This window comes from Proteus sp. CA142267 (genome assembly GCF_003336825.1).
GTDB lineage: Bacteria > Pseudomonadota > Gammaproteobacteria > Enterobacterales > Enterobacteriaceae > Proteus > Proteus terrae.
Map to the genome: position 1 here is coordinate 58,078 of NZ_QPMG01000009.1, position 16,499 is coordinate 74,576.

Here is a 16,499-nt window from a genome sequence, read left to right on the forward strand (position 1 = left end):
ATTGTAAGATTGGATCAGGCTTGCACAAGTTCAGGACGAACACCTAGCGTATGGCAAATAGCATAGGTTAATTCTGAACGATTAAGTGTATAAAAATGGAAGTCTTTGACTCCTTCACGGCTTAAAATCTTCACCATATCAATAGCAATCGAAGCGCCTACCAGACTACGGGTTTCAGGATCGTTATCTAACCCATCAAACATTTTATGCATCCAACCTGGAATTTTCACATTGGTTAAACCCGCAAAGCGTTTTAGTTGTTTAAAATTCGTGACAGGTAAAATTCCTGGAACAATCTCAACATCAATACCCGTTGAAACACAGCGGTCACGAAAACGTAAATAGCTTTCGACATCAAAGAAAAATTGAGTGATCGCGCGATTTGCTCCCGCATCTACTTTTCTTTTTAAGTTAATTAAATCGGCTTGTGCGCTTTTTGCTTCAGGATGCACTTCAGGATAAGCCGCAACAGAGATATCAAAATCACCCACCCCTTTGAGTAAGTGAACTAAATCTGTAGCGTACATATCAGGTTTTTGAGTATTGTCTGGCAAATCGCCTCGTAAGGCAACAATATGGCGGATGCCACTTTGCCAATAATCTTGCGCGATATGTTGTAGCTCTTCACGGCTAGCATCAACGCAAGTTAAATGCGGTGCAGCTTCTAATCCTGTGCGCTCTTTAATTCCTTTGATAATCGAGTGCGTTCTATCTCGCTCGCCTGAGTTTGCACCATAAGTCACAGAAACAAAGCTCGGTTTTAAGGTATTTAAGCGCGCAAGAGATTGCCAAAGAGTATTTTCCATCTCTTCGGTACGAGGCGGGAAAAACTCAAAGGAAACTTGGATCTGACCATCAAGTTCGGCAAGATTTTGATTTAATGCTTCATGTTGGCTTGCGTGATAAAAGCTCATACCTGTACCTCATCAATCATGTCACTGTGTTGTTATTCTTATTTAAGTATCACTACTTATTTACCCATCCAACCATTTAGACGTCTAGATGTAGATTCTCTTAATTAGGTTATTTAGTCAACAACTATTCACCCTGTTTTTGATGAGGATAATTCAATAGAAATGAGAGAAAACTTCATGTTGAAATCTTCTTTATAAAGAAAATCAGCTTCACCATGCATAAGCTGTATAATTTTTCTTCTACAATTAAACGAATTAACTTATTGAAGGGAGGTGAAATGATCACCTGTAAGCGAGTGTATAACGATAAAGAGGGAATTCATGAAGGTTATCGTGTATTAGTGGATAGACTGTGGCCAAGAGGCGTGAAAAAAACAGACTTTCATTATGATGAGTGGAATAAAGAGGTTGCACCTTCGACCGAGTTACGAAAATGGTTTCATGCTGGTGGCGGTGATTTTACTGAATTTACCCAACGTTATATTGAAGAATTGACAGGCGCTCCTGAACATTGGCGACCTCTTCTTGTAATAGCAAAAGAGCGACCGCTAGTATTACTTTATTCAGGTAAAGATGAGCAACAAAATAATGCAACCGTGTTAAAAGCTTTTCTAGAAAAACAGTTAGCACACGGTTAATAATGAACAATTTGAGCGTTTTGGTAAAAAAAGCAAAAAAAAGTGGCGCAGTATTAGGCGCCACAAAAATTGCTAATAAAAACATCGAACAGAGTCAGAGAATATTTTTACTACTCTTATGCTGTGTGTGTATTTGCCGCTAACCATTGACTAATACGTTGTTTTTGTTCGTCATTTAGCCACATGCCGAGTTTGGTACGACGCCAAATGGCATCATCAACTTCGATAACCCACTCATGTTTCACTAAATAACGTAATTCTGCTTCATACAGATTATGACCGAAGTTTTCACCCATACCTGCTAAATCAGTAATACCTTCAAGCAGTAATTCAGTGTTGCTACCGTAAGTACGGGCAAAACGCAGTGCCAGTGCTTCTGGTAACCAAGGGTGACGTTGACGAATTAAACGAGAATAACCATCACGATCACAACCTTCTAAATTACCACCCGGTAATTGACCATTTTTAGTCCACGGTTTACCCATGTTAGGGAAGTAGCTCACGAGTTTATCAACAGCGTGTTCACCTAATTTGCGATAAGTCGTTAATTTACCACCAAATACAGATAACAGTGGTGTTTGGCCATTATCATCGTGAACATCTAAGGTGTAATCACGGGTGATCGCTTGTGGAGAATCTGATTCATCGTCACATAATGGGCGCACGCCAGAGTAATTCCAAACCACATCTTCTTTCGTTAACTGCTTCTTAAAGTGATCGTTATAGACTTTTAGTAAGTACTGAACTTCGTTGTCATCAATCGCGACATCTTTAGGATCACCTTTATATTCAACATCCGTAGTACCGATGATAGAGAACTCATCCATCCAAGGAATAACGAAAACAATACGGTTATCTTCGTTTTGTAAAATATAAGCTTGTGGTTCGTTATGAGCGCGAGGAATAACAATATGGCTACCTTTAATTAAGCGGATGCCATAAGGTGATTTCAGTTTTAAGCCTTCATCAAACAGCGTTTTAACCCAAGGGCCCGCGGCATTGACAAGTGCTTTTGATTGATAGAGCGATGTTTCACCCGTGCGTAAATCTTGTGCTTCTACCATCCATAAATTATTTTCACGCCAAGCGCGAGTGACTTTAGTGCGAGTACGTACTTCACCACCACGACGAACAATTTCTTGTGCGTTGAGCACCACTAAACGTGCATCATCAACCCAGCAGTCTGAGTATTCAAAGCCACGTGTTAATTCCGGTTTTAAAACAGAGTTTGCACCGAATTTAATACCTTTACTACTCGGTAGGCTGACACGTTTTCCTAAATGATCATAAAGGAATAGACCAATACGGATCATCCAAGCTGGGCGTAAGTGTGGCTGATGTGGCAGGCGAAAGCGCATTGGAAATGCAATATGTGGCGCTAAGCGTAATAATACTTCACGCTCCGCCAGTGCTTCGCTTACTAAGCGAAACTCATAATGTTCTAGATAACGTAAGCCACCATGAATAAGTTTAGAGCTCGCGGAAGATGTCGCACTTGCTAAGTCTTGAGCTTCCAGCATAAGTACTGAAAGGCCTCGGCCAGCTGCATCCGCCGCAATTCCAGCGCCGTTTATTCCGCCGCCGATGACAATCAAGTCTTGAGTTTTCATAACATCCTCCTACGAATGCGCGAAACAATTCTTTAATGTTCGTTTTCGCTCATAATTGTAATGAAGTTTGATGAAAATGCCAACTATATAACTGATAAAAAACATAACCGCGTGATATGGATAACAATTTATTATCATATCCATATATTTTGTGGGTTTATTAAAAATAAACAACATTGTTAATATATTAATAAAAAAGAAAGTCGGTATATCAGAAAAGAGAGTAAATAGAGTGAGTTAACTTAATTTCAGTAGAAGATAGGCAAAAAAAAGTACCTAAGAAGGTACTTTTTGAGGAATTTATTCAATTAACATAATTCGAGTTGAACGTTGTGTTGCTCAACAATTTTTTGGATCCCTGCTGGTGGTTCTTGATCGGTAAATAAGTAGTCGATCAAATTCATATTGCCTAAATTCACCATTGCATTACGGCCAAACTTAGAATGGTCAGTCACCAACATTACACAGCGTGAGTTTTCGATAATTGCGCGTTTAGTTCGAACTTCATGGTAATCAAACTCAAGTAGAGAACCATCCATATCGATGCCACTTATCCCTAAAATGCCGTAATCAAGACGGAATTGAGAGATAAAATCAAGTGTGGCTTCACCGACAATACCACCATCTCGTGTACGCACTTCACCACCCGCAAGAATTAAGCGAAAGTCTTCTTTGCCCATCAGTAACGTTGCCACATTGAGATTGTTGGTCACGATACGTAGGTTTTTGTGGTTAATTAAAGCATGTGCAACGGCTTCAGGTGTTGTACCGATATCAATGAACAGTGTTGCACCATCAGGAATTAAGCTTGCGACTCGTTGTGCGATACGTGATTTTTCATCAGACCACATGATTTTACGATCATGATAAGCCGTATTCACTGAGCTTGAAGGTAATGCAGCACCACCGTGATGACGTTGGATTTTGTTCTTTTCCGCTAATTCGTTTAAATCACGTCGGATTGTCTGTGGGCTGACTTCAAAATGCTCCACCAATTCTTCAGTGCTGACATAGCCTTGTAGGCGTACCAGTTCAATGATGGCATCATGTCGTTGCGTTTGCTTCACAGGTATCCCCTAATGTTAAAAATATCATGTTAATTTTATTATGATCTACGAGATAATTGATGTCGATTATCCCACAAAGCCATCAATAAGCCGATAAGGAAGCCTGCAAAATGTGCAGTATTTCCGATAGAGTCACCTAAAACGCCCATATAACCCGCAACAATCCACAAAATCGAAAAGCCGATTAAGCCCGTTGGAGCACCAATACCCTTCTCTGGATTACGTATTCCCGTTAAGCCTACATAGCCAATTAATGCGTAAACAACACCGGAAAGCCCACCAAAATTAGAGTCTGTAAACAGTGATTGTGCCCAATTACTAAAGAGCGCAGAAACGAGCATGATGACAAATAATTTACCCGTACCTAATCGTTGCTCTGTTTGACTTGCGAGATACCACCACATCGCAAGGTTAAAGGCGATGTGCATCAGTGAGAAGTGAACAAACGCAGGGGTGATATAGCGCCAAACTTCAAAGTTCAGGCTCTCTTTATAAGGCCATGCCAAATGGAGCATAACGTTATAATCGCCTACGACTTGTTGCCAAATAAAAATAAGGACACATAAAATGACCACCAGCACCGTTAATGGGCCTGAATGTTGCACCATATTTTTTATCGAAAAGGTAGGGCGATATTTTATACCCGTGTTTTTCGGATCTCCGGTTTGCCAACTTGCAGCTTGGTAACGTGGGTGAAAAGGCTCACGTAAAAAAGTATTTAGTTCTTTTTCAACCATATCCAGCTGATGTTGGTCTTCTAACCAAAGTGAGATCTGCTGATTTTCATTTTTTGCGTGAATTCGTACACCTTTCGTTGTCATATAATTGACAAACAAATCAGCTACTTGAGGGTTAGAAAGCGTAATAATGTGGATCATTAACAAAACTCATCTGTAGTTATTGCAGAGAAGTTATCGCTTGTGGAAACTCTCTTAGCCATGCTTCGAAACCCCCGTTGATACTATAAACGGTTTCAAAGCCCATATTGACCAGATATTGAGCTGCACCTTGGCTGCTATGACCGTGATAACACATCACCATCACAGGAACATCGAAGTCAGCATCTTGTAAAAATTGGTTTAGCGTATCATTGGTGAGATGAAATGCGCCGGTAGCATGACCAATGCGGTAACTCTGAGGATCTCTAACATCAACTAAGATTGCTGATTGAGATGTCCAGAATTGATAGGCTTGTTCAATGCTGAGAAATTGAAACTTATCCATAATTGTCTTATTTATTATATTGTTAATTGATTTATTTGTTCTGAGCGAGAGAACGATACATTTATCATAACGTCAAATAGGTAAAGATGACGTTATACTTTGTAAATGATTATTTTAATAAACAAATCCCCCATGATATCAGTACAGGTGAGTATCATAGGGGATGTGATACTGAGGGATCAGTAGTAGGAGTGTTCGCCACGTTGGTGTTCAGTTAAATCTTTCACACCTTTCAATTCATCTGGGAACAGGTTTAACAGCTCTTTTTCGATACCATCTTTTAAGGTGACATCAATCATTGAACAGCCGTTACAGCCACCACCAAATTGTAAGATAGCGTAACCATCTTCAGTGATTTCCATCAGACTAACGCGACCACCATGACCGGCTAATTGTGGATTAATTTGTGATTGCAGTACGTATTCAACGCGTTCAATTAACGGTGCATCAGCATCGACTTTACGCATTTTTGCGTTAGGTGCTTTCAGCGTTAATTGTGAGCCCAGTTGGTCAGTGACAAAGTCAATTTCCGCATCTTCTAAGAAAGGTGCGCTGATGTCATCAACATACGCAGAAAGTTTTTCGAACTTAATTTCAGTATCGTTTGGCTCTACGGCATCAGGTGGGCAGTATGAAACGCCACATTCAGCATTCGGTGTGCCTGGATTGATAACGAATACACGAATTTGGGTGTTGGGTTCTTGGTTAGCCAGTAGTTTGGCAAAATGCGCCTGTGCGGCATCAGTAATAATAATCATATCGTCTTGCTCAATAGTTGACTGTTCTGGTTGGTTATCATACGCCCAATTGGCGGTTAACTACAAGGTTCGGCAAATCGCCCATACCTCAACAGAGCGTGCTCCCGCACGAAATAACAAGGGTACAATGCTCTTTAATGTCGCGCCTGTAGTGATAACATCATCAATTAGTGCCAGATTTTTCCCTGATACCGACACTGTGTTATTTAATACAAATGCATTCTTTAAATTTTGTTGCCTTTGTTTGGCATTAAGATGCGTTTGCACCAGTGTAGCACGAGTTCTTATCAGGGTATCCGGTTGATAAGCACAATTTAGCCACCTTGCCAAAGGCTTAGCGATAGCTTCTACTTGTTCAAAGCCTCTAGACCAACGGCGATGATGATGCGAAGGAACGCTAATAATTCTGTCAGGTTTCTGCACTAAATTTTCTCGCCGATGTGAAAGCCATCGCAATAGAAAAAGTCGTGCAAGACATAAAGCTATTTGAGGGCGAGGTTGGTATTTATAAAGGTGTAATAATTTATTTAATGGCGGTTGATAGTCAGTGACTGTCAACATCTGTTTCCATAATGGAGGCGATTGCAAGCAACGTCCACATAGCATCATAGAGTGAGATGAGGGGTATAAACAGCATGGGCAACGGTTATGTTGTTTAGGTAAATGTCGAATACAACTCGAACAAATACCCTTAGTATCATAATGTAAGGGTTGGCGACATAACCAACAATATCCTGCTATTGTTATCCACATAATGAAAATCCCTGTACTAAGAGAAGAGAGCATAACAATGAATAAATTGTATTGGCAGACAATGGGTGAAGGAAAAACGCATCTTGTGCTATTACACGGATGGGGATTGAATGCAAAGGTCTGGCAATCATTAATACCGCGACTAAGCTCGCATTTTACACTGCATCTTGTTGATCTCCCAGGATATGGCCGTAGCCAAAGTTTTCCTGTTCTCACATTAAAAGAGATGGCGGACATTGTTTTTGCCAAAGCCCCCGATAATGCCATTTGGTTAGGATGGTCTTTAGGTGGATTAGTCGCCAGCCGTGTTGTATTAGATAATCCTAATAATGTGCAAGCATTGATTACGGTGGCTTCTTCGCCTTGTTTTGGTGCTCATGAGGATTGGCCGGGTATCAAACCTGAAGTGTTAAAAGGGTTTGAGCAGCAGTTAAACGAGAATTTTCATCGCACAGTTGAACGTTTTTTAGCACTACAAACATTGGGTACGCAAAGTGCGCGTGAAGATATGAAGGCATTAAAGTCAGTAGTATTAGAGCAACCACTGCCTTCTGTCGAAGTACTTAATGGTGGACTAGAAATTTTGCGTACTGAGGATTTACGAGAAGAGTTAAAAACGTTGAGTTGTCCTTTTATTCGTTTTTACGGCTATTTAGATGGTTTAGTTCCTCGGAAAGTGGCTGGATTATTAGATGCTATTTATCCACATTCACCTTCTGTTATTTTCCGTAATGCGGCTCATGCGCCATTTATTTCACATCCAGATGAATTTACTCAAACGTTAATTGAGGCTTGTAAAATAACATTATAATTATCAGCCAGAACTGCTCAGACTTGAAGTTAGTTCTGAGCAGTTCTAACCTTATATTTTCAATGAAGTTTCAACACGATAAGATGTTTCAAGGAGTGGTGCATTTTTTATTGTGTCGGCAACAGGGCAAGTGCGTTCAATAAAAGCGATAAATGCAGCGATCTCTTCCTCACTATTATCTGCTTCAATAAAGAACTCGGTCGTAATTTTGCTAAAACCAATTTTGGCTTCTTTATTTTTTCCGGTAAAACCATCGGTATCTAATTCGCCTCTGACTTCAATGCGAATATTTTTAAGATTAATTTGGTGCATATGTGCAAAGCTTTTTGCCACGATACCTTTACAAGCACCTAACGTACCTAATAGGGCTTCCACAGGGTTCATTGCACTGTCTTTACCTCCCAGTGATACAGGTTCATCAAGTAAAAATTGAAATTGGCGCGACGCGCATTGCATTTGTAATTTGCCTTGCTCGCCTGTGGTGATCGTTGATGAAAATTCAGTTATTGGCATAATTTTTATATTCTTATAAAGTGAAATTAAATAGACGTCTTTACGTCTATAGTTAATGGATTATGCCGTGATAGTTAGGAAAGTAAATCATTAAATAGGAAGATGAAAATGATTCATCTTGCGCATTAGATAAAAAAATCCCCTACATAAAGTAAGGGATTTTCATGATGGTATTTATCAACTTGTTAGACTATTTGATAAAGCTTTGTCTGGCAGGCGGTGGCTTCTGGGCAACTTTTACAGCTACCCGTAAGACAATCCTCGACATCGACTTCTTGAAGCTTCCCCATCAATGTGAGCCGCTCTAACATTGCTTGCACCAACGCTTCAGGCATATTGAGTTGATGGCTGATAAGACGGGCATCGGCTCGACCATTAAGGGCGATACAATCACGTACTTCTATCAAACTGGCCATCTTACTTTTCCTTTGTCACTTAGTGACAGCTACCTTTTGAACAACATTGTTTAGCCAATGATGGCTTATTGCTTAAGTTAATTGTTAGACGATTACGAGCATTACGCAACAAGATAAATAGAACAAAGTTAAATATCACAACCGTAGCAATGGTGATTGTACTGCTTTGTGGATGCTCGCTAAAGGTTGCGGTTTGATAGAACAGCGCAGCCAGTGAGTAAGCAATATTTAATCCCCAAAGAATAGAGAAGGTCATCCAGCCACGACTGGTTTCACGAGCGATAGCACCCATTACTGAAACACAAGGTACATACAGTAAAACAAAGATTAAGTAGCTATAAGCTGCAATGCCTGAGCCAAATTTAGCACCCATGGTTCCCATTGTGCCAGTATCCATTTCACCATCACCTTTGCTAGCTTCAATTGGGTTAGAAAGTGCAGCTAAAGTGAAGGTCTCTTTTAAGCTATCCCATGTTTCACCAAAGGCATCACCAATTTCTCCCCATAGGTCGAATTCTTCAGGATCAAATGGCTCATTAACGATGCTTTCTGCGGTATAGAGGGTATTTAATGTTCCCACAACCACTTCTTTTGCCATCGCACCAGTAACTAAACCAACCGTTGCTTGCCAGTTATCATTGTGAACACCAATAGGTTGTAGTAATGGTGTGATCACTTTACTGACAGACGCTAATGCAGAATCATTGATGTTATCCGCAGGTTTACCAGAGAAGGTAAAGCTATTTAGCGCACCAATAAACATACTCGCAATAATGATGACTTTACCAGCTCGTACAACGAAACCTTTTAGACGTTGCCATGTTTGCATGAGTAACGTTTTTAGGTGAGGAACGTGATAAACAGGCAGTTCCATCACGAAAGGTGACGCTTCACCGCGCATAATGGTGTGTTTTAGCAGTAAGCCTGTGAAGATAGCAACCACAATACCGAGAAGATAAAGTGAGAAAACAACACTCGCACCGTTTTTACCAAAGAAGGCTGCCGCAAATACCGCGAAGATAGCTAAACGAGCACCACAAGACATAAACGGTGCCATTAATACGGTGATCAATCGTTCTCTTGGTGCATCGAGAGTACGCGCACCCATAATAGAAGGTACGTTACAACCAAAACCGACAATCAGTGGTACGAATGATTTGCCCGGTAAACCCAGAGCCTGCATCAATCTATCCATAACAAACGCGGCACGAGCCATATAACCCGAGTCTTCAAGGATAGATAAAAAGAGATACATCATCCCGATTTGTGGCACTAATGGAAGAACCGTATTGATACCACCACCGACACCTTGAGCAAGGAAAATTGTCAGCCATTCAGGGAAGTTAAAAGTTGCGCCAATCCATTGAATACCATGAATAAAGATAGCTTCAGAGCCACCTTCAAAAGCAGGTTGTAATGCACCACCGATGTTAATTGCGAGTACGAACATTAAATACATGACAAATAGGAAGATAGGCACGCCTAACCAACGGTTTAATATCACTTTATCGATATTTTGTGTCAGGATATTGGGCTTAATGGACTCCATATTAATCACAGCATGACAGATGCGCTCAATATTTTGATAACGGGCATCAGCAATGACTAATTCTGGCTCATTATTATGTTCGTCTTGAATTCGTTGACGAATGGCTTTGATATCTTCACTGGTGACTTGAGCGCGTTGATGGGTATAGATATCCCCTTCTAAACACTGTAATGCCATCCAACGACGTTGCTGTAAATTAAACTCATCATGATTAATTTTTTCAGCAAGTGTTTCAACTTCATTCAATAACCATAGTGGATAAGAAGTCAGTAATTCTTGTGGTTTTTTCTTTTCAGCAGGGAAGGTATCAATGGCTTCTTTGAGTTTATCAATACCAGATGCTTTGGTTGAAATCATCGGAATAACAGGGCAACCCAGTTGCTCTGAAAGTGCGTTGATATCAATTTGCATATCTTGGTGTTCTGCAATATCGAGCATGTTTAATGCCACAATACATGGAATGCCAAGCTCAAGTAGTTGCAATGTCAAATAGAGGTTACGCTCAAGATTTGATGCATCAACCACGTTAATCAGCATGTCTGCTTCATTACTTAAAATGAAATGGCAGGCAATTTGCTCATCAAGAGATGTCTGTTCTGAAATTGTCGTTAAAGAGTAAGTCCCGGGTAAATCGACGAGCTCAATTTTATGATTTGCAGTTGTGAAACGACCAACTTTGCGTTCGACCGTTACACCTGCCCAGTTACCCACACGCTGACGAGAGCCTGTTAACTGATTAAAGAGTGTTGTTTTACCGGCATTGGGATTACCGATAAGGCCTATAGTGAGAGGAGTCATAATAGTGATGCCAATAGTTGTCTTGCCTGGTTGAATGAGAAATAACGATTATTTTTCGTTATGAACCACTTCGCTAAGATTAATGAGTGCGAGATCTTTTTTTCTCAAAATTAAGGACACTCGGTGCGTTTCTATTTGAATAGGATCACCCAGTGGTGCGATACGAATAACGTTAAACACAGCGCCAGGTAACATACCTAAAGATAATAGTTTCTGTCTGTATGCAGGGCTAATCTGAGGTGAGTAGCTCAAGATTTTATAACTGTGATTTGGGATCAGAGACATAATCGTCCTTCCACGAATATTGATACAAAAAATAATGATACTGATAATTATTAACACGTATGAGAATTCACACAATAATAGTCAGGGTAATTATAATAAATATTTTTAATGCTAATGAGAATTATAATTATCCTTATTGGGTATAATTTAGCCTAGTCTACGCTTATCTACACTTGATTTAAATCAACCAGAGAAAAGATATTGAGATGAAAATGGGCTGTTTACCGTATCTGTTACTAGACAAAAACAGAATGTGAAGAGTTGAAATGTCAACGTAGCAACAAAATAACAATCAGTTAATGATGTTAACGAGTAATAATATAAAAGTAGATTTCAAGAATATGAAGGACGCGAGCTTAAGTAAAAAGCTCGCGTTGTCATGGTGAAATACCCGCTAATTAGTGAGTTTGCTGGTGGCTAAAAAGTTGGTAAATATTATTAGGGGTATAACTATCATCTTCGTATGAAACGACCCAATCAGTTATTAGTGCGGTGTTGATAGGATAGGTTTCACCTTCTTGCATATCCTCAACATAAAATGGCACGTTGAGTAATTTCGCATAAATGGTATCTCCATCACGAGATTGTGGCACAAACCACATATGCTCTAGCTCTTTTTCTTCCCCTTCACCATAAGGAATGCCGAACTTGATCATAAACTGCCAAGGGTTTTCGGTCTCTTCAGATTTGTCTTTTCCTAATAACTTAGAAAGGAAACCACTCTTTTTCTCAACAGGTGGTTGATTGTAGTTATCAAACATAGAAACGAAGTATTCCCAGCGTCGCTTGGCTTTTTCAGACATCTCGTAGGTTTCTTCATTACTGCGCAGTAGCATCATCGCTTGTTGTTCTTCATAACCTCTAAAGAAGGTTTCTAAAACAGGGTTTTCTTCATTGGTTCTAAATAGCATAGAAGAAGGATGTTGATGATATTCATCACGATCAGCTAAATCACCCAAGAAAATACCATTTGGTGCGCCTTCCGTGTCATAACGCATTTCCTCTAAAGATCTAAGGTTTTCAAGTGGTGTTGATTGATTAACATGGCGAATACCTTCTTCAAAAGGTAATGCGACAAGATACTCCAAGCCTGATGATGTTTGACCACAAAGCATCGGTTCACCAAATTCGATTTGGCGATGATTAATGCTGTTGTTAACAAAGCAGCGGAAGAGATCAGGAATACCATAGTAAGACTCAAGCATACTTGGAATAACTAAATCGACTTCGGTTAAGCCACAGCGCGCTAACCCATGAGTGTGAAACCAGAACATGGTTGGTGGGTCATTTTCTGTGTCATAGACAGCATGAATAACATATAAGCTTTCTACTTCAGGATAGAGATCTGGGGTCTCTAATTGAAAGCGGATCCACTCAGGCGTTAATGCCTTACCTGCTGCTGATTCATCTAATGCCAAGACTATTTCCGGTGCGATGATATTGAGAAAGTTCAGCTGATGGCGATAACTTGCCAAAGGATGCAAGGATTCAGTAAAGAGTGTTTCTAATAATAAATCTTGAGTTGTCGCATTCGCATGTATCAGTAGTTGTGGTGTGAGTTCGTCAGTCGAATACATTGGACGTATTTCGTAATCTTCATCACGAGGGTAAAGACAGACGAAAAAATGTAACTCGTCATCACCATGCTGGCAGCGATAGAAAAAACCGTCATCAATATTTTCACTTAGATAATTTATCTCACCATCAGTGTAATCGGTTTGTTCTTCTAGGCGTTGTTCAATAAGCGCATAGTTTAGTGGCTGTGCAGGGAAAGCCACTATACGAGAGGGCACTTTTTCTCCTTGCCCGGCTGCGATATCTAAGTACTGCTGTCTGTTATCCATATTTTTTATCACTCGTATATTAAAGATAGAAAAATAGGATATCAGGGATAACAAGGGAGGAATAGATGGAGTTATCTGAGCTTGAGGTGGTTAATTAATCTATTGTTAATGTTGAGGATTAATGAAAAATAAAAAGCGAACGTCTTATAAAAAATAATGGATATCAATAACTTATTGATATCCATTAGATGTAAGGTAATCAAGGCAAATGATTAGCCTTTTGATTATTTACCTTTCAGTAATTGCATGATGTCTTCAGTTTTTTCTTCATCGTCATCATCTTCAAACTCAATACCTAGCTCAACCATTAATTCGTCAATACGATCAAGGGTTTTCTCAGTATAAGTCTGCTCTTCTGCATTGAGTTTTTCACCGTTTTCAAGACGAGACAGTAATTCATCTAAACGAGCATCGTTTTCTAACAGGTCTAATTCTTGTTCAGGCGTTAAACGAACCGGCTCTACTTTAACTGGCGCAGGTTTTTTCTTCACAACTTTTGGTGCATCGCCCACAATCAGAGGGATCGGTTTTTTGCTACCAATGCGTGGATCTTTCGGCGCTGTATTTTGAGCTTGCTGTTTATTTTCCGCTTCCTGCTGACGGTTACCGGCAGGATTGCCACGGTGTTTCTTTTGACGTTTACGTTCACGTCCTTCCGCGTTCAGCTCTTCACGCGATTTTTTACGTGCTTTAGCTGCGGGCTTTCTTTTAATCATATTCATAATGGTAACTCGATAGTGATCTTCTTGGTTGCGCAATCTATCAGAAACAAATTTTCAATAAAAGCGCAAATTTAAGACAATTTAATTTTTGCTCACGTACAATGTGCGGTTCGTTTCACTATACTTTACTGTGTTGTGACGTCAATTAATGACCAAACTAAATTAATCAACTTAAATTTCTATTTATTATGACATTATCATCTACACAATTACGTAAACCAGTATATTGGTGGGTTATTGGTTATGCGGCACTTTGGATCTTAGTGAGTTATCTCTTTGACCCTACTGTGCCTTATGATGCCGTAGAGGCTGTCAATTGGGGCACTAACGGAGGGTGGGGTTCCCCTAAAAATCCTTGGTTTGTTGGCTTTATAATGACACCTGCTATTTACGGCGGTATTGATTTTAGCTTTTATTGGTATTTTATCCACTTTATTGTCATTGCTGTTGGGTTACTAGGGGTTTGGAACTTAGCTTATAAATTGACGCAAAATACTAACTTAGCTTGGTTTGCTATGTTGGCGCTTAATTTATCTGGCGTTATCAACTTTGATATTATCCCTTATAACGATAACTATATTCTAGTTGGTTGTTGGGCATGGGCGTTCTATTTTTTCCTTTGTGCTATTAATGACAATCAAAAATATTGGATTGGTTTTGCGATTACGATGGGTATTGCCACAATGGGGAAATATTCATCATTAGCTTTTATTGGTTCTGTATTTTTATCAAGCCTTTTTGTGCCTAAAGTTCGAGCAAGTTATTGTTCACCTTATTTCTATTTAGCGTTGGCTATTTGGTTTGCTTTTGTTATTCCCAACTTTATTTGGTTATGGCAAACCGATTTTGCCGCTTTTAAGTGGGTCGATTCCCAAATCGAAAACCGTTTTAATTTACGCACCACTCGTGCTGCACTCACTGTTTTTTACCCTGTGATTTTAATGTGGGGGATTTTACGTTTTTATGGTGGACGTGTTAGTTGGTCTGCTTCTAAGGATAGCCAATTACTCAATTTTATTTTTCTGTTTCCATTAATGATTATTTTTATTTGGTTTAGTTTTCATGAAGGGGGGCGTATCAGCGAGTGGCTACAACCCTTTATGTCGATTGCGACTGCGCTTTTTGTTGGCTCAATTAGTGTCATGCCCAAACGTTCATTACGTGGCGCACTATATGGTTTAGGTGTTTTCGGGATGTTGGTTATTTCTGGTTATACCGTCGTTCAAGCCGCTAATGTGCGTAATGCAGGTCAAAAATTTATTGGTGTAAAAACCTTTGTGCAAGATGTTGAACAAGCTTGGTATCAGCATTATCACACACCACTTGTGTATGTGGGCGGCGAGTATATGCATGAGTGGGTAACTTTTTATGGCAAAGATAGACCATTATCTTCACAGCCTTGGATATTAGAAGCGAATGTGCAGCCCCCCAATATTTATAATCGACATATTACACTTCAGCAATTAGAAGAAAAAGGTGTCGTATTGATCAGTAAAGTCGGCTATTACTGTGAGAAAGCACATTTTACTGAAGGTTTAAAGCACTGGCCGAGTTTAAAAATAGCCGATACTCAAGAGATAATGTTTCGCGCTGAGCCCGATGCCATTGCCGAGCCAGTTTGTATTGCTTTTGTGGCGCCCAAAATACATAAGGAAAAGTAGAAATGCGTTACGCTGATATTCAGGTTGAAACAGAAAGATTAAGATTGCGTCCTTTTGAAATGGGGGATGCTGACGATTGGTTTAAGATCATGAGTTCAGCAGAAGTGACGCGTTATTGGAGCCATCTCCCTTGGCAGTCACTGCAAGAAGCGCAAGAAGATATTATTCAAGATATTACGCATATGGAAAGAAAAGAGTATCTGCGCTTAGCGGTGATAGATAAAGCAACAAATGCACTGATGGGCATGTGTGTTTTCTTTAATCATTACCCAAATTCACGACGTGGTGAAATTGGGTATTGCCTTGATACAGCTTATCAAGGTAAAGGTGTTATGAAAGAAGCGATGGTGGCGTTTATTGCGTATCTTCAAACACATCTATCTGTTCGCCGTTTAGAAGCGGATATCCACCCTGATAATAAAGCATCTGCTGCGTTGTTAGCGAAATTAGGTTTTGAGCAAGAAGGGTATTTAAAACAGCGCTGGATAGTCGGTGATGAAGTTTCTGATTCTATTATTTTTGGTTTGCTGTTGCCCACAAAAGCAGAGTAATTGCAGAAAATAGAAAGGCACAAGTGGCATATAACACTTGTGCTTTTAGCTACTTAGCCAAAAAACAGGCTTGATTTTTTAAGCTTAAAGCTTGGTTTACTGCAAAAATATCACCACGTACTTCTGGAATACCAAACGATTTTAACCGAGCGCTGTGTTTCTCTAAATAAGCTTGAGCATTTTCTTTTGAATCAAAAAGATAAATCCCACCTGCTTTTTGGGTTTCTTTATTTTCAGTCCAAATTTTCCAAATAAAGCCAGGCTCTTGATTGATTGATGCAGATAATGCATCCATAGCTTGTGTCATTTCATCACCGAAAGGACCATGATAAGGGAAATCTACTTGTAAAAGTACGTGCATAATCACCTCTTTTCTTATAAAAAA

Annotated in this window: 18 protein-coding genes; 4 read left to right on the forward strand and 14 right to left on the reverse strand. The window is 39.7% G+C overall.

The window, feature by feature from the left end; all coding sequences use genetic code 11:
* Positions 1 to 14: 14 nt before the first annotated feature.
* The gene (metF, locus tag C0T34_RS14235; RefSeq protein WP_098941645.1) at positions 15 to 914 is read right to left on the reverse strand and encodes a methylenetetrahydrofolate reductase; all 900 of its coding nucleotides are present in this window, start codon (positions 912 to 914) and stop codon (positions 15 to 17) included.
* Positions 915 to 1,192: 278 nt separating this feature from the next.
* Between metF and C0T34_RS14240 the strand changes: the two genes are divergently transcribed.
* On the forward strand, positions 1,193 to 1,552 hold the full coding sequence (locus tag C0T34_RS14240; RefSeq protein ID WP_098941646.1) for a DUF488 family protein: 360 nt from the start codon (positions 1,193 to 1,195) through the stop codon (positions 1,550 to 1,552).
* Positions 1,553 to 1,668: 116 nt separating this feature from the next.
* Here C0T34_RS14240 and glpD read toward each other — a convergent pair whose 3' ends face one another.
* The 6 genes from glpD to gntX form a co-directional block, all read right to left on the reverse strand.
* Positions 1,669 to 3,162 carry a glycerol-3-phosphate dehydrogenase gene (gene glpD / locus C0T34_RS14245; protein ID WP_098941647.1) on the reverse strand — a complete coding sequence of 498 codons (1,494 nt, stop codon included), beginning with the start codon at positions 3,160 to 3,162 and terminating at the stop codon, positions 1,669 to 1,671.
* 308 nt (positions 3,163 to 3,470) lie between these two features.
* A complete protein-coding gene (locus C0T34_RS14250; RefSeq protein ID WP_006534541.1) occupies positions 3,471 to 4,229 on the reverse strand; it encodes a DeoR/GlpR family transcriptional regulator in 759 nt (252 codons plus the stop codon).
* Between the two features lie 38 nt (positions 4,230 to 4,267).
* A complete protein-coding gene (gene glpG, locus C0T34_RS14255) occupies positions 4,268 to 5,107 on the reverse strand; it encodes a rhomboid family intramembrane serine protease GlpG (RefSeq protein ID WP_098941648.1) in 840 nt (279 codons plus the stop codon).
* Positions 5,108 to 5,126: 19 nt separating this feature from the next.
* Positions 5,127 to 5,453, reverse strand: a complete 327-nt coding sequence (gene glpE / locus C0T34_RS14260) for a thiosulfate sulfurtransferase GlpE (RefSeq protein ID WP_069369522.1) — start codon at positions 5,451 to 5,453, stop codon at positions 5,127 to 5,129.
* 179 nt (positions 5,454 to 5,632) lie between these two features.
* Complete coding sequence (nfuA, locus tag C0T34_RS14265; protein WP_023583208.1) at positions 5,633 to 6,211, reverse strand: Fe-S biogenesis protein NfuA; 579 nt, start codon at positions 6,209 to 6,211, stop codon at positions 5,633 to 5,635.
* Positions 6,212 to 6,271: 60 nt separating this feature from the next.
* On the reverse strand, positions 6,272 to 6,964 hold the full coding sequence (gene gntX, locus C0T34_RS14270) for a DNA utilization protein GntX (RefSeq protein ID WP_098941649.1): 693 nt from the start codon (positions 6,962 to 6,964) through the stop codon (positions 6,272 to 6,274).
* A 37-nt stretch (positions 6,965 to 7,001) separates the two neighbouring features.
* Between gntX and bioH the strand changes: the two genes are divergently transcribed.
* The gene (bioH, locus tag C0T34_RS14275) at positions 7,002 to 7,775 is read left to right on the forward strand and encodes a pimeloyl-ACP methyl ester esterase BioH (protein ID WP_109850360.1); all 774 of its coding nucleotides are present in this window, start codon (positions 7,002 to 7,004) and stop codon (positions 7,773 to 7,775) included.
* A 51-nt stretch (positions 7,776 to 7,826) separates the two neighbouring features.
* On the opposite strand, the gene C0T34_RS14280 is transcribed toward bioH, so the two are convergent.
* The 6 genes from C0T34_RS14280 to yihI all read right to left on the reverse strand — a co-directional run bounded on the left by C0T34_RS14280 (position 7,827) and on the right by yihI (position 13,902).
* Positions 7,827 to 8,288, reverse strand: a complete 462-nt coding sequence (locus C0T34_RS14280; RefSeq protein ID WP_109850361.1) for an OsmC family protein — start codon at positions 8,286 to 8,288, stop codon at positions 7,827 to 7,829.
* Between the two features lie 185 nt (positions 8,289 to 8,473).
* Positions 8,474 to 8,704: a FeoC-like transcriptional regulator gene (locus C0T34_RS14285; RefSeq protein ID WP_109850362.1), complete on the reverse strand. Its 231-nt coding sequence runs from the start codon at positions 8,702 to 8,704 to the stop codon at positions 8,474 to 8,476.
* Positions 8,705 to 8,723: 19 nt separating this feature from the next.
* Complete coding sequence (gene feoB / locus C0T34_RS14290; RefSeq protein WP_109850363.1) at positions 8,724 to 11,051, reverse strand: Fe(2+) transporter permease subunit FeoB; 2,328 nt, start codon at positions 11,049 to 11,051, stop codon at positions 8,724 to 8,726.
* Positions 11,052 to 11,099: 48 nt separating this feature from the next.
* Entirely contained in the window at positions 11,100 to 11,336 is a 237-nt protein-coding gene (feoA, locus tag C0T34_RS14295) for a ferrous iron transporter A (protein ID WP_036914344.1), read from the reverse strand.
* 398 nt (positions 11,337 to 11,734) lie between these two features.
* Positions 11,735 to 13,180 (reverse strand): DUF4026 domain-containing protein, encoded by a 1,446-nt coding sequence (locus tag C0T34_RS14300; protein WP_109850364.1) that lies wholly within the window; start codon positions 13,178 to 13,180, stop codon positions 11,735 to 11,737.
* 224 nt (positions 13,181 to 13,404) lie between these two features.
* Positions 13,405 to 13,902: a Der GTPase-activating protein YihI gene (gene yihI, locus C0T34_RS14305; RefSeq protein ID WP_098941654.1), complete on the reverse strand. Its 498-nt coding sequence runs from the start codon at positions 13,900 to 13,902 to the stop codon at positions 13,405 to 13,407.
* Positions 13,903 to 14,090: 188 nt separating this feature from the next.
* On the opposite strand from yihI, the gene C0T34_RS14310 reads away from it, so the two are divergent.
* Positions 14,091 to 15,563 (forward strand): glycosyltransferase family 39 protein, encoded by a 1,473-nt coding sequence (locus C0T34_RS14310; RefSeq protein WP_109850365.1) that lies wholly within the window; start codon positions 14,091 to 14,093, stop codon positions 15,561 to 15,563.
* 2 nt (positions 15,564 to 15,565) lie between these two features.
* Positions 15,566 to 16,114 (forward strand): GNAT family N-acetyltransferase, encoded by a 549-nt coding sequence (locus C0T34_RS14315; RefSeq protein ID WP_098941656.1) that lies wholly within the window; start codon positions 15,566 to 15,568, stop codon positions 16,112 to 16,114.
* Between the two features lie 49 nt (positions 16,115 to 16,163).
* Here the strand turns inward: C0T34_RS14315 and C0T34_RS14320 are convergent, their stop codons facing one another.
* Positions 16,164 to 16,475 (reverse strand): monooxygenase, encoded by a 312-nt coding sequence (locus C0T34_RS14320; RefSeq protein ID WP_098941657.1) that lies wholly within the window; start codon positions 16,473 to 16,475, stop codon positions 16,164 to 16,166.
* Between the last annotated feature and the right edge of the window lie 24 nt (positions 16,476 to 16,499).

Excerpts from the sequence above, each read along its gene's own strand:
- metF (WP_098941645.1), bottom strand. The coding sequence starts at position 914 with ATGAGCTTTTATCACGCAAGCCAACATGAAGCATTAAATCAAAATCTT.
- C0T34_RS14240 (WP_098941646.1), top strand. The coding sequence starts at position 1,193 with ATGATCACCTGTAAGCGAGTGTATAACGATAAAGAGGGAATTCATGAA.
- glpD (WP_098941647.1), bottom strand. The coding sequence starts at position 3,162 with ATGAAAACTCAAGACTTGATTGTCATCGGCGGCGGAATAAACGGCGCT.
- glpG (WP_098941648.1), bottom strand. The coding sequence starts at position 5,107 with ATGATCCACATTATTACGCTTTCTAACCCTCAAGTAGCTGATTTGTTT.
- glpE (WP_069369522.1), bottom strand. The coding sequence starts at position 5,453 with ATGGATAAGTTTCAATTTCTCAGCATTGAACAAGCCTATCAATTCTGG.
- nfuA (WP_023583208.1), bottom strand. The coding sequence starts at position 6,211 with ATGATTATTATTACTGATGCCGCACAGGCGCATTTTGCCAAACTACTG.
- gntX (WP_098941649.1), bottom strand. The coding sequence starts at position 6,964 with ATGTGGATAACAATAGCAGGATATTGTTGGTTATGTCGCCAACCCTTA.
- bioH (WP_109850360.1), top strand. The coding sequence starts at position 7,002 with ATGAATAAATTGTATTGGCAGACAATGGGTGAAGGAAAAACGCATCTT.
- C0T34_RS14280 (WP_109850361.1), bottom strand. The coding sequence starts at position 8,288 with ATGCCAATAACTGAATTTTCATCAACGATCACCACAGGCGAGCAAGGC.
- C0T34_RS14285 (WP_109850362.1), bottom strand. The coding sequence starts at position 8,704 with ATGGCCAGTTTGATAGAAGTACGTGATTGTATCGCCCTTAATGGTCGA.
- feoB (WP_109850363.1), bottom strand. The coding sequence starts at position 11,051 with ATGACTCCTCTCACTATAGGCCTTATCGGTAATCCCAATGCCGGTAAA.
- feoA (WP_036914344.1), bottom strand. The coding sequence starts at position 11,336 with ATGTCTCTGATCCCAAATCACAGTTATAAAATCTTGAGCTACTCACCT.
- C0T34_RS14300 (WP_109850364.1), bottom strand. The coding sequence starts at position 13,180 with ATGGATAACAGACAGCAGTACTTAGATATCGCAGCCGGGCAAGGAGAA.
- yihI (WP_098941654.1), bottom strand. The coding sequence starts at position 13,902 with ATGAATATGATTAAAAGAAAGCCCGCAGCTAAAGCACGTAAAAAATCG.
- C0T34_RS14310 (WP_109850365.1), top strand. The coding sequence starts at position 14,091 with ATGACATTATCATCTACACAATTACGTAAACCAGTATATTGGTGGGTT.
- C0T34_RS14315 (WP_098941656.1), top strand. The coding sequence starts at position 15,566 with ATGCGTTACGCTGATATTCAGGTTGAAACAGAAAGATTAAGATTGCGT.
- C0T34_RS14320 (WP_098941657.1), bottom strand. The coding sequence starts at position 16,475 with ATGCACGTACTTTTACAAGTAGATTTCCCTTATCATGGTCCTTTCGGT.